The organism is Tenacibaculum soleae (assembly GCF_001693415.1).
GTDB classification, from domain to species: Bacteria; Bacteroidota; Bacteroidia; order Flavobacteriales; family Flavobacteriaceae; genus Polaribacter; species Polaribacter soleae.
The window spans coordinates 226,306-239,821 of sequence record NZ_MAKX01000013.1 but is presented as its reverse complement, the minus strand read 5'-3'; the positions used below and the strand labels follow the sequence as shown (position 1 = coordinate 239,821).

The window sequence follows — 13,516 nt, the reverse complement described above, 5'->3', positions numbered from 1 at the left end:
ATATATAGTGAAGTTTGTAAAACTCAACAGTAAGCAACTGTATTATAAACTTTAACAAAATTATTTAAATGGAAAACACTGTAATTATCAATTCTATTGGAACCGCAAATCCTAGTGTATCAAAATTATTAGCCGACTCTTTTAAAATGCCACAAGAATTCATTTTAAAAATGTTGTACAATGCGCCTTCTGTTTTATTTCAAAAAATAGATTTAGATTTAGCCGAAAAAGCAGCGTCAACATTAACTAAACTTGGTTTAGATGTACAAGTAACTGATGAAAAAGAAAAAGTAGAAATCAGTAAAGAACAAGTGGAAATCAGTATTTATTTTGATGATATTATTAAGTTACCTAATGTAATTCATCAATTATCTGAATTTTTAGGTTGTAAACAATCAGAAGCTTTAAACATGTTACTCGCTCAGCCTGGTATTGTTTTAGGTGGTGTTTCTAAAGCTACCGCAGTTGCATTACAAGATCGTTTAGATGCTTTGGTTTGTTATTCTAACCCTAGAAATGATCTATTTAGTATTTATATATCTGATAAATTTGCTAAAAATGATTTAAAAAGACTTACTACTAAAATTAACAAACCACTAGAAACCTTAGTAAATGGGGCATATATTTTAAAAGATTTAACTTTTACTGAAAGCAGTAACATTTGGAGAGAACATCAATCTAAAACAGGAATTCGTGTAATTAACCAAACACATCAATTAGTTACTATTAATTTAACTTCTTTTGATGTTAATAACACACAACATGTTTCTTTTTTAACAGATAAAATTGGTATGCCTTCAACTATTTTATCTGATTTAAAACAACACTTACCTATTACTCTTTTTGATCGTATTAGTAATCAATCTGCTCAAAAAACAATAAAAAAATGTAATGAAATTGGTATTGAAATTTCTGTAGAAAATAATTTTAAAACAACAAGAGAATTAGTTGTTGATGAAATTAAAGATCATGCAGCTGTTAAAAAAATACTAGCTCAATTTATTGATGTAAGTTCTTTTAATGAAAATACAAATCACTGGAAAAGCAGTACTAAAATACCTGATTTAATAGCCAATTATTTATATGCTCAATTAGTACTACTAAACTGCGAACCAACACTTATTTAACTTATGGAAAATAAAAAAATGTTGCATTTTAGAATTGCCGAACGTGGTAAAATGCACGCCTTAGATAAAAATTATAAAGAAGCTTTACGTCATTATAAAGAGGCTTTACGATTAACACAAACACAAAAAGATAGCGAACTCTTTTTTCAGCATTATAGTCAATGTGTTATGGAAGCTTTAGAGCAACTAGGTTCTTATGATGAAGTTATATCTTTTTGTAAAAACTACAGAGATTTTTTAGCTGATAAAGAAACCAATGTATTGGTAAAAAAACACAATGCTTTTGTTTGTGAAAGACAAGCCATACAACACATCTTGAAAGAAGAACAAGAAGAAGCTAAAACATTATTAACAAACGCACAAAAGGAAATAGGAAAAGGAAAACATCCTATAACTGATGAATTGTTAAACTGGCTTTTAAGAGGTTATAAAATAAACAAAGATCAGGTAACCCGATTACAAAAAAAACACAATTATTTTATAGTGAGAAAAGAATCTGTAAATCCAAAAATAGCCATGGATTTGCCCGAGGGAATTTCTCCTTTTTAACCATTAAAAACAATTAAATATGGCAAACATTAACACACTTGATCAAGGTGCCAAAATACTACAAAACGTAGATGTTAGTAGTATTGTAACTGGGCTAGCCTTAGGTATTGCTGACGCGCAAGAGCGCTTAGATACCAATTCCGTTAAACAAATTACCAGGCTTTCTGAAACAAAGGTTGGTAATAAATCTCTATTAGAATTAGGGTTTCAACCTGCTTTTTATTCTTTCGAATACGCAGATGTATCTGCTTCTATTAGCTTAAAAATGACAATTCAAGAAGACATTGAAGTTGATTTAAGTATAGAATATGACGCTAGTAAAAAGAAAGGCTATACAGAAAAACATATTCAAGATATTGAAAATAGCTATCAGGAAGAAAAGTATAAAGAGTTTAAAAGTAGTAGAAAATATTGGACAACTTTATCTAATGAACACACACTTAAAGTAAATCAAAGTACTGTAAATACTAGTAAAGAAACTGGTAGCATTAACAGGCTTGAAGAAACTGCTGAAAACTTATCGTCAGACTCAGAAATACAGAGAGTAGATTCTAAAATAATTGAAACTAAAGATGTTGTTAACGCTAGTAGCAGCAATGATATAAGAACACATAATTATAATGGCTTTGGTATGTTGTCCATGCTAAATTATTATGCAGAAGATACAGGTATTCTTAAATTTAAAGACTACTCTAATGTAAGTATTAAAATTAAAGGAACTACTAATGCTAATAATATAACTATAGATAAAACAAATTTAGCAGACAATTTAAATGTTATCGTTAACAGTAGCTTTAAGTTTGGTATACAACATGAAGACAAACTAACTGTTTTTTTCGATTTTTCGAAACACCATGCTATTGATTTTACGTACAGCAAAGGTACAAGTCCAAAAAACACAGAAAACCTAAAAGATAAACTTAGAGCTTTAGCTTTTATTATGCTAAACGATGCTGATGTTACTGTTAAAGTAACAGGTCATACAGATAGTGTTAGTAGCGATAATTTTAATAATGATTTGGGGCTAAAAAGAGCCAATACGGTAAAAAATTATTTGATAGCTTTAGGTGTTAATGAAACTCAGGTAATAGAAATTAATTCTGAAGGTGAGCAAAAAGCTAAAACTAATGTTGGTGACAATAAAAATGATGCTGATTACCGAAAGGCTGTAATTGAAATTGATACTAATGGCAACGAATATATTTTTGTTGAAGGCGGCGATTTTAGCCAAAGCAACTCTGCTTCCATAGTTACAAATTGGGCTACAGCAACATCTGGTATTATGCAAAAATACGCAGCAACTGCTGCTAATACTACACTCAGTTTTGTAATTGGATCTGGTAGTGATGTTAATATAAACGAGACTATAAATAGTCTAGCTGAAGTAAAAACAAAATTAGATAATACGAATAAGTTTTACGCTCAAGTTTCTGGCGATGTGGTGTATTCTCTAAGAAAAGATGCCAAAATAGAATATACCCTATTTTCTAACGATACTGAAGACATAACGATTGAAGATAAATCGTCTAACACCCAAAACTCCAGTAATAATAACGACTCGTTAAACATACACAAAGTAATCAATAGTGAATATTTTGCAAAATCTGACTTAAAAAGTATTAAAGACCCAAAAATTTCTGCCTTAAGCGGTTCTTTAGATGTACGTTATGCAAGACAATTTGGAGTATCTGTAGAAGGAAACGCTTCTGTTTCTGCTCGCATGATTTCTGTTCCACCTCCTACTGGTTTAGAAAACTACATTGAATCATTAACTGGTAATACAACTTCTGGAAGCTAATAATTATGAGCGCAGCACCACAAGTTATACAACAAATCACCAATGCACCTCTACCATTTATGTTAGAGAAACTAGGTGCTTCTATTGCCAATGCACAAGCTGCATTAGATGCTAATTCTATTCGTTTAGCGAACGAAATGGCAACTATTAAAATTGGTGTAGGTGACGAAGAACACAACCTAATAAGTCTTGGCTTTGCTCCTACTTTTTATGCTTTTACAGAAGCTTCTTTTGAAGTGAAAATGGAGTTCTCAGTAGCAGAATCTGAAAGTTATGGTGGTTCTTTAGGTTTTAACTACGGAAACAGTTCTAACTCAAATACCAATACTAACGCAAGTGCAAACAATGCCAACAATAGTTTTAGTGCAAATAATGACAGTACAGAAACCCAAATGTTCGGAATTTCTATATCTGCTCATTATGCACGTAAGTTTTCTGTTTCAGCAGAGGCTTCCTCTTCTATTGCTGCAAAAATTGTATCGCTACCAGCACCAGATGTATATTATGAAATATTAAAATCAACAATAACAAAAGACAAATAAAAACAAAAAATATGTTTAGAAAAAATCCTAGTATAGGACAAGAATTATTAGACGTTCCGATGGGCGATATGATTCGACAAATGGCTTTTTCCATAGCCGAAGCACAAATGGCATTAGACTCTAATTCTATCGAAGTTGCTGAAATGATGGGAGGACTTAAAGCTGTTAAAGACACTATAAAAGATAGTAATGGAAACGAACAAGAATTTATAAATTTTAAAGATAGTCGTGTCTTTTTTGGTAAAGAAAAAGTACAACTAACAGATGCGGTAGAACTATACAACTCAAATAGCGACCAAGCATATCAAGCTGCTATTGAAGCTAAATTTAATGGTGATACAGAGGCGGGTTATGATAGAGAGGTTATTGATGTAAGTGCCGCTCCTTTAGATACTGGTACAACTTTTACGCCTGATAGTCAAAAAAATCCAGAAGTTTATTATAGGGATAAAGCCAATACTAAATGGTACCAATACAAAGGAGATACATATATTGAGCTGGATGGGACTAATGGAAAAGCTGTTCCAGTAATTGTTCCTGGTAAAAAAATGGTTATTCCTGGTAGAGGGACTAGAGAAGTTATGTTACCACAGCGTTTATCTATGTTAGAGCTAGGTTTTTCTCCTACTTTTTATCAATTTGTAGATACTATGATACGTGTTAGTATTTCTATCAAATTTACAAGAGAAGGTTCTTCATCATTTTCTTATGATCGTAAAACAGAAAGTAAAAACAATAGTGGTGGTGCAAGTGTTAATATTTTCAAAGCTAGAGCTAAGTATAACAATAACAGAACTGTTACCACAACACAAGTAAATGCAGGGTTTTCACAAAAATTTAGTTATTCAGCAGAAGGTTCTAGTATTCTACAAACCAAGTTAGTTCCTATTCCACCACCAGCAATCTTAGAAGAACGCATTCAACAACAAATGGAAATTGCGCGAGAAGAATCAGAATCATAATTTAATAACATACTAAAATGGGACGTATAACGAAAGAAATTTTAAATGCACCTTTACCAGAAATGGTAAAAACACTTGGTATAGGAATCGCTCAAGCACAACGTGCCTTAGATAAAGTATCTATGGAATTGGCAAAAGAGTTGGTAGATACAAAAGTGGATATGGGTGGTGAAGAATATAGTTTGCTTTCCCTTGGTTTTACGCCTACATTTTATCAATATGTAGATACTGTTTTAGAAATGAAAATGTCTGTTTCTATGAGTCAAACTACAGAATTTGGAGTTTCTACGTCTGTAAGTGCTGGCGTTAATGTAGGCTTTGTTGCTGTTAGCGCATCTGTTTCTGCTAGTTTTTCACAAAAATATCAATACTCAGCAGAAGGTAGTTCAATGTTACGCACCAAGTTGGTAGCAGTACCAAATCCACCTGTGTTTGAACAGCGCTTACGTGCAATGATAGCAACTGAACTTGAAGATAAAAGAAACAAACTAAACACTCCTTAAAAATGGCTAAACATTGGAAACAGTTTATAAAGCAAGAAGAACCGGCTAAAAAATCGGTAAAAGATGAAGCTGCTGAAAACGAAAAACTTTCTTTATCAGATTTAATACAACCTGCCACTAATGATACATCGTTAGAAGATATTGCTGCGTCCAATGTTAATTTAAAAAGCTTATTAGAGGAGCAAAAAGAACTAGAACAAAACATGAATGCTCTTACTGGTAAAACAGAAGAGCATTCTTCTACCAACAAGAGCTATGATACTGAGATAAAATCTATTTATCAAAAAAGAAAAGAAGAGTATAAAGAAGCAAAAAAAAAGCTAAAAACTCTTGAAAGAAGAAAAAATAAAGTTAAAGAAAATAGTAATCTAAATAGAAAGGAAAAGGATTTTTTTAATGTAGATTTCATTGAAAAAACACAAAAAAAATCTACAAATCTATTATCTAAAAAAGAAAATAAAAAAGAAGAATTTTCTAGTAAAAAGAAGCAATCAAAAGCTTTACTTAAAACTTTTTATAATGTAAAAAAGACAGCTAAAAAAGTTACAAACATTAGTAGTAATGCTTTAAAAAATATAAATAAAGTTGATAAAAATCTGGCTAAATTTTCTAAAAAACTTATTCATGTAGATGAAAAGAAAACGAAAATTCCTGAAGAAATAAAAAAAATTACTAAAACTATAGATAACACTTCTAAAACAATTAAAAAAGTAAATACTGTAGCTAATGATGTTTCTCAAAGTTTAAATAAAATAAACGATTTACTTTCTAATAATCTTAATACCCAAAAGGAAACATCAATAAACAACTCTTTTTCTAAAACTATTAAAACAATAAGTACAATTACTAAAACTGCTGAAAAAACAATAGACACTTTTAATAAAATAGATAAAAAGAAAACAGTTTTTGTTAAAAAAATACAACAAAACGGATTTAAAACCCCATTACCATCAAAAAAAAAGAATACTGAAAATATTAATGCTTTAAATAAAAACTTAAACAAAGTAAATAACTTTTACAAAACATCAAAAAAACATTTAAATAAAACGAATACAACTGTTAATAATCTTTTTAATAATTCTGATGAATTAAATAAATTAGATAAGAATGAAAAAGCTTCATTAAAGTTAAATTCCTTAGACAAAATATTCAATAAAAAAGAAGAAAAAGCTTCAAAAGGATTTAATACAATTAATATTTCAGAGATATTTTCTACTGCAAAAAAAGTCAAAGAATTTACAGATGAACTTCCAACCAAAAAGGAAACAAAATCTACAAAAGATCCTTTTTCATTCTAATTTACATACCAAATAAATATCATGAGCACACAAAATACATCTATTACCTTAAAAGAAATACTACTCGGAATTTCAGAAAGCTTAAATGAAGCGCAACATCAGTTGCGTAATGCTGCTCCTTATGATGAATATGGACGTCCGAATACTTTATATACCTTGCCATATTTAGATTTTACCTTACAGGTAGAAACCGAATTAGAAACATCCTCTACAACCGATGGAACTTATAATCAAAGTAAAGGTTATGGTAAATATTCAATGGCGGAAATGCCGTATTCACCAGCTCCTATGATGACTTATCGTCCAGTAAATAAAACAACTAGCGCTACTGAATCCGATAAAATAACCAGCAGTATTTCTGGTCGTTTTGTTGCTATTGCCCCTAATGATGGTTTGCCTCAATTAATTATTGAAGCAATTCCTAAACAAACCAATACTTCTAATATTTACGATATTGAAGTTGCTATTTTTAATTCTGCTGGTGAGAAAATTCCGGGTGCTTTAGTAGAATTTAATTATAACAGAGATAAAACCATTTTATTAAATACAAACAGCGTTTTAAATCACAATACAAACTTTGTAAAACAAGGAGAAGTTATTACAGATATTAACGGAATTGCTGTAAATACAATTCAAATAGACACAACAGATTATAATGCTAAAAACACCATACAAATTGATATTAATGTGGGAACTGTTTTTACTAAAATATCAATTCAAAAACACTAATTATGGCTACAAAATACCGCTCTTTACTTTTTAAATGCGACTTAATAGCAGCTAATAATACTGCTTTAAAAGCTTATACTTTAGATATAGAGTTTTTAGATATTGAAAACAAAACTTGGAGAAAACTTGTTACGAGGATTGAAACAAAAAAAGGATTATTATCTCATACATATGAAATTCCTGTTCGACTTGCTAAAGAGGAATTGATTACTAGACTTGTACGAGATTGCATGAGCGAAGGAAGTTTACCAATGTTTAGAATTGTAAAATCTAACCAGAAAAAAACTTTAATTATTTCTGAAGCTCCTACTATCTTCTTTGATGAGGATAATTTACAAATCGCTATTGATTTTCAGAAACTTTGGCTTTTAGATGAATCTTTATTTATCAAAAAAAATAATTCAATAATTATTGCCTCTCCTATTTATTTATATGGTTTTCAAAAAGATTTTTTAATATTAGAAGAAGAAAACAGAAAACTAAACACCTTAACAAAGCAGCAAGAAATCGACCTTAAAAAGGTTAATGAAAAACATGATAGTCAACTTAAAAAACTTCACGAACATTTAAATGAACATGAAGAAACTGAGTCATTATTAAAGCAATCTTTAGATAATAGTCTTAATGAAATTGCAGATTTAAAAGAACAGCTAAATAACGCTCATAAAGGTGATACTTCTCAAGAAGTTAAGCTACTAATAAAAACGTTAGAGGATAAAACCAATGAAATTGAATCTCTTTTAAAAAAATTAAATAACCAAAACGAAAAATTGATTGATTTACAAGAAGAAATTGAAATTTTAAAATCTTCTGAAGTAACTAAAGATGAACTTACTATTCGTGTTAAAGAATTAGAAAAATTAGTTGCTAATTACGAAGAAAAAACAGCGATAATACAATACAATTTAACTGAGAAAAGTCAAGAAATAGAAATGTTAAAAAAAGAAATATCAATATTAAAAAATGATACTTCTAAAACTGATAAACTTAAAAAAGTCCTATTAGAAAAAACAAACACTATTAAGGATTTACAAAAAACTCAAAATGAACTTATAAAAGAAAAACAATCGATTTTTTTAGAAGTTAAAAAAACAAAAAACGATTTACAAACACAACAAAACTCTATTGATGATTTAGTTGAAAAAGTAAAAATATCACAACAACTTGTTTCTGAAAAAAACAATGAAATAGCTACACTTACTCAAAACACAGCGGTAAAAGAAATTGAAATTTCTAAACTAGAAACCAAAGTAACCGAAATACAAAGTTATGTTGATGCTGAGAATCCGAATAAATTAGATGCTAAAAAAGTATATAGTAGTATTATAAATGATATTGCAATTGCTGATGCAGAAATGGACAACTCTAGATTCAAAATGGCAAACATTTCATTAAACTTAAAAGCTACGGTAGAAAAAGGACCTCAAGGCACTTTATTTGGTTTGGTTGATTTTGAATCTGCGAAAGATATTAATGCCGCTGCAATTAGTGATATAAGTATTGATATTGTTCCGAATACAACCAGTATAAAATCAAAAAATACGGTTCCGAATATTATAGGGCTTACAGAAACAGCTGCAAGAAAAATCATCACAAATTATGGGCTAAAATTAGATGTGGTTTACCAGCCAACAGATAATCCTAAATTTATAGAAGGACAAGCAATTAAACAAATACCAGAAGTAGGGTCGGAAATAATTCAAGGACAAGAAGTAATTGTAATTTTTGCTAAACCATTAAAAAACTAAAAACATGTCAAACAATTCAAATGATTATTTAAAAGATGCTTTTGCTGCACCTTTAGGAGATTTTATAGCTTCTATTGGCGAGGGTGTTGGTGAAGCACAAGCCGCATTAGACAAAGGCTCATTAAGGCAAACCTTAGAAATTTATAATTCAGATCCTGATAATGCAGAAACATCTTTAAAGTTACTCCGCGAAATTGGATATCAACCTACCTTTTACACAATTCCAAAAACAACGGCAAAAGCTAAAATATCATTATCCTTATCACAACAATCATCGAGTGTTTTAAATAAAGGAAAAGCTTTTCGCACCAAAATGTATGCAACACCTGTAAATGCTACGAATACTAATAAATACAATATGAATTTAAACGCAAGTGCCGAAATTCAGTTTGATATTATGCCTGTGCCTCCTTCTGATACTCAAATTATACGTTTTTTACCTGATTTTATAAATTCAACGGTAAAAGATACTAATGGAAACTTTATAAAAAGAACATTTGCAGAGATAAAGGTTTTATTAAATGAATACAATTTAAATTATGCTTTTGGTGAAAATGTAAAAGAAAGTGAATTGCAAGACGAATCAACTTTTTCTGAACAAAAACCTGCTTATATACCTGGAAGTACACAAATTATTCGTGCTGATACAATCATCACTTTCAATATATAAATTAACTTAATAATAACTCATTACAGTAAGAACCTTAACACAGGTTCTTACTGCAATTTTAAAGAATTATTTTAAAAAGGCATTAAACTAAGATTCTAAGTTTTTAATTAATTATTTTTGCTCGGATTTATAAACATCTATAATTTGTTAAATTATTATTCTTACAAACATGCTGTTTCTACCCAATGGGTAACATTTGTACATGGTGCTGGTGGTAGTAGCACTATTTGGTACAAACAACTTCGTGATTTTAAAAAACATTTTAATGTTTTAATTGTTGATTTACGCGGTCATGGAGATAGTAAATCAGTTATAAAATCGCCATTTAATCAAAAATACACATTTGATGCTATTACTGACGATATTGTAGAGGTTATTGATTATTTACAGATAAAAAAATCGCATTTTGTTGGTATTTCTTTGGGTACTATTTTAATTAGAAACTTAGCTGAAAAGAAACCAAGTTTAGTGAGTAGTATGATTATGGGAGGTGCTATTATTAAATTTAATTTACGCTCTCGTTTTTTAATTTTTGTTGGTAACTTATTTAAATCAATAGTGCCATATATGCTATTATACAAGCTTTTTGCTTTTATAATTATGCCTAAAAAAAATCATAAAAAATCGCGATTACTTTTTGTTAACGAAGCTAAAAAACTTTATCAAAAAGAGTTTTTGCGTTGGTTTAAATTAACTTCTGAAATTAATCCGCTTTTGCGATTATTTAGAATGAAAGATTTAAAAATACCAACGCTATATATTATGGGAGATGAAGACCACTTGTTTTTACCTGCTATTAAAAATGTGGTTGAAAAACATGTAAACGCTTCTTTAGTAGTTTTAAAAAAATGTGGTCATGTAGTTAATGTAGAAAAGGCATCCTTATTTAACAGCAAAACAATTAGCTATATCAATTCTATTTCCTAAGTATTTTTATTTATAAATTGTCGTCTTGGGCCATTCATTTCTTGAAGCACATCTTTAGAATGTAAAAATTTTACAGCCTCTGCAGATCCTTGTACTTTTGATGCACTACGCGTTATCATTTCTATTTCAAAATCAGTTAATACACTTTCTCTTATTCCTATTTTTCTCCATTCTGATAAAGGTCTACATCCTTTAGATATTCCTCTAGCCAAGGCCAGGGCATCTAATAAAGCCTGATTAGCTCCTTGCCCTTTAAACGGACTCATAGGATGTGCTGCATCACCAATTAATGTTACTTTTTTTGCTTTGGATAACAACTCTGGTTTTAATAATTCTCTATCATACACCGGATATCCTGAAATATTACTTTCATCTGTAGCTGCTAAAATTTGTGGAATAGGATTGTGCCACGGAGTTCTACGACAAGCTTCATCTTTAAGTGCTTTAGGTCCTTTTTCGCTTAATTGTTTTGCAGCTTGTTCTGATATCGGAAAACTTAGTTGCCACATAACAGCATCTGATGTAAAAGGCATCATATAAATACGTTCATTACCATTCGCTGTTTGAAATACAGTAGCAGAATCTAACAAAGAATTATCACTATTTTTAATATCTTTTAAAGGACAAATACCTAATATCACAATACAACCTAAATAACGTAATGGCGTAATATCATCACCTATTAAAAGTTTACGAACAGTACTTCTAATCCCGTCTGCACCTACTACCAAATCTGCTTTTTCTTTTTTAATTTCTCCATCAACTTTAAAACTCAACGTTACTGATTCATCTTCAGATTCCTTAAAATTTATTAATTGATGTCCCCATTTTACAGATTTAGTATCCCTTAATTGTGCTAGTAATTCAAATCGTAAAGACTGTCTGGCGATGTGTATATTTGTTCGTTTCGAAGTTTTTTTAACATTAGAATCTATCCATTTTCTCATCCCCCATTCTCCGATAACTTTTCCTTCGGGATTATGAACCACATGTTTTGTTGAAACAACACCTTCTTTCAGTTTAAAAATACCCAACCCTTTAATAGCATTGCTAGCTTGTTGCAAGGTAAGTCCGTAACCTTGTGATCTAGAATTAAAACTAGCATCACGTTCATAAAGTGTAAACGGAATATTACGATGCAAACACGCAACAGCAAGTGCTACACCACCAATACCTCCGCCAATTATAGCTACATGTGGATAATTCTCTATATCTGCTATAGGATATTTGTCAACCGCTAATAATCCTGAACCATTACATTTTAAACAAGCCTGTTGTACTGCCTTTGGGCGAATAGGGGCTACTTTTTGTTTATCGGATTTTTCATATGCATCCAATGTCGCTTCATAAGCAAGTTGTACATTTTTACGCACTCTTTTACTTTTTTTACCTTGCCCTTGACATTCTTTACAAATCGTAAAACTTGATGTACAATTTTTATCCGTTTTCAATTATTTATTGTTTTCTAATATTTTTACAATACGATTAATTATAATTTGTGATAAATTCCATTGATACCCTCTAAAATCAGTCGTATTTATAAATTGAACAACAACCGTATCAATATCTTTATGATATTCTGCCAAACTTTGATAACCAGGAACTAAACCACCATGTTCATATTCGTAAATAGAAGTGTATATTTCTTGTTCTCCATCCTTAAATACCGAACCATCGTTTAATGCTCGTAAAAAAACACCTACATCTTCTGCGGTAGCAAACATACCGTCATATGCTGTTTTTTGGTCTTCATCATAACCAACATAATAACCACTCATTATATCATTTAAATTTACTTCACTATGCGAACTAAATGTATTTTTAAGATCAAGTGGCTCTAAAATTTCTTCTTTAATATATTGATTACGGCTATAACCTACCACTTTATCAATAAGAACTCTAAGTAGTAAATAATTGGTGTTTGAATATTCGTAATCTTCATCAGGTTTAAAGTTGGCAGGTAAATCTAAAACTAAGTCAAGTGCTTTCTCATATGTTTTTGTTGGGTTTTCCCAATAACCATATTCAGTATAATTAGGAATACCACTTCGATGCTGAACTAATAATCGTATCGTAATATTTTCTACATTTTCAATTCTCCCTACCAATTCTGGAAAATAATCAGCTACAGTTTTATCTAAAGATAATCGTTTGTTTTTTACTAATTTAGTGATAGCAACAGCAACATATAGCTTACTTATACTACCAATATTAAATAACGATTTATGATCCGCTGGTATTTTATTTGCTCTATTTTTCCAACCTCCAGTATAAAACGCGGGTGGTTTTCCTGCTTCATCTACATAAACAATCATTCCGTCTAACCCATAATTAATAGCTTCGTTTACTTGCTCTTGAACTGTATTTGGTAACGGTTTTATCCATGCCTTTACTAAAACCCAAGGCACAAAAGCCAAAGAACAAATACTTGCAATAATGAATACTATTTTAAAAAATTGTTTTATTTGTTTATTTACCATCATTTTTATTTTTTCAATATGCATTTAACGATTCAAAATTCTGATAATAAATTCGTTTATTATATTTTTAATTTCTGAACTGTTACTTTTTAATGATGGATTGTTTGCAATAATAGCTTCGCTACCAACATACTTTTTATAAAAAAAACACTTTTCTATATAATTTAAAATAAGAAGCCTCAT

The 13,516-nt window shown here is 30.0% G+C and carries 13 protein-coding genes; 11 read left to right on the top strand and 2 right to left on the bottom strand.

Annotation, left to right across the window (positions count from 1 at the left end):
- Window positions 1-68 precede the first annotated feature (68 nt).
- The 11 genes from BA195_RS10765 (at window position 69) to BA195_RS10715 (ending at window position 10,853) form a co-directional block, all read left to right on the top strand.
- Window positions 69-1,127, top strand: coding sequence for a hypothetical protein (locus BA195_RS10765; RefSeq protein ID WP_068705337.1), 1,059 nt, complete (start codon window positions 69-71; stop codon window positions 1,125-1,127).
- 3 nt (window positions 1,128-1,130) lie between these two features.
- On the top strand, window positions 1,131-1,676 hold the full coding sequence (locus BA195_RS10760) for a hypothetical protein (protein ID WP_068705335.1): 546 nt from the start codon (window positions 1,131-1,133) through the stop codon (window positions 1,674-1,676).
- 19 nt (window positions 1,677-1,695) lie between these two features.
- Window positions 1,696-3,474, top strand: coding sequence for an OmpA family protein (locus tag BA195_RS10755; protein ID WP_068705332.1), 1,779 nt, complete (start codon window positions 1,696-1,698; stop codon window positions 3,472-3,474).
- Window positions 3,475-3,479: 5 nt separating this feature from the next.
- The gene (locus tag BA195_RS10750; protein ID WP_068705329.1) at window positions 3,480-4,016 is read left to right on the top strand and encodes a hypothetical protein; all 537 of its coding nucleotides are present in this window, start codon (window positions 3,480-3,482) and stop codon (window positions 4,014-4,016) included.
- An 11-nt stretch (window positions 4,017-4,027) separates the two neighbouring features.
- Window positions 4,028-4,978 carry a hypothetical protein gene (locus BA195_RS10745; protein WP_068705327.1) on the top strand — a complete coding sequence of 317 codons (951 nt, stop codon included), beginning with the start codon at window positions 4,028-4,030 and terminating at the stop codon, window positions 4,976-4,978.
- Between the two features lie 17 nt (window positions 4,979-4,995).
- Window positions 4,996-5,481: a hypothetical protein gene (locus BA195_RS10740; protein WP_068705325.1), complete on the top strand. Its 486-nt coding sequence runs from the start codon at window positions 4,996-4,998 to the stop codon at window positions 5,479-5,481.
- Window positions 5,482-5,483: 2 nt separating this feature from the next.
- Entirely contained in the window at window positions 5,484-6,779 is a 1,296-nt protein-coding gene (locus tag BA195_RS10735; RefSeq protein ID WP_068705323.1) for a hypothetical protein, read from the top strand.
- A gap of 21 nt (window positions 6,780-6,800) precedes the next feature.
- Window positions 6,801-7,508: a hypothetical protein gene (locus BA195_RS10730; RefSeq protein WP_068705321.1), complete on the top strand. Its 708-nt coding sequence runs from the start codon at window positions 6,801-6,803 to the stop codon at window positions 7,506-7,508.
- A gap of 2 nt (window positions 7,509-7,510) precedes the next feature.
- Window positions 7,511-9,256 carry a PASTA domain-containing protein gene (locus BA195_RS10725; protein ID WP_068705319.1) on the top strand — a complete coding sequence of 582 codons (1,746 nt, stop codon included), beginning with the start codon at window positions 7,511-7,513 and terminating at the stop codon, window positions 9,254-9,256.
- A gap of 4 nt (window positions 9,257-9,260) precedes the next feature.
- Complete coding sequence (locus BA195_RS10720; protein WP_068705310.1) at window positions 9,261-9,926, top strand: hypothetical protein; 666 nt, start codon at window positions 9,261-9,263, stop codon at window positions 9,924-9,926.
- A gap of 144 nt (window positions 9,927-10,070) precedes the next feature.
- On the top strand, window positions 10,071-10,853 hold the full coding sequence (locus BA195_RS10715; protein WP_068705308.1) for an alpha/beta fold hydrolase: 783 nt from the start codon (window positions 10,071-10,073) through the stop codon (window positions 10,851-10,853).
- On the opposite strand, the gene BA195_RS10710 is transcribed toward BA195_RS10715, so the two are convergent.
- Together BA195_RS10710 and BA195_RS10705 are read right to left on the bottom strand one after the other, a co-directional pair.
- A complete protein-coding gene (locus BA195_RS10710; RefSeq protein WP_068705306.1) occupies window positions 10,850-12,304 on the bottom strand; it encodes an FAD-dependent monooxygenase in 1,455 nt (484 codons plus the stop codon). The two genes, BA195_RS10715 and BA195_RS10710, sit on opposite strands and share 4 nt — an antisense overlap.
- A complete protein-coding gene (locus BA195_RS10705; RefSeq protein ID WP_084443173.1) occupies window positions 12,305-13,333 on the bottom strand; it encodes a serine hydrolase domain-containing protein in 1,029 nt (342 codons plus the stop codon).
- Between the last annotated feature and the right edge of the window lie 183 nt (window positions 13,334-13,516).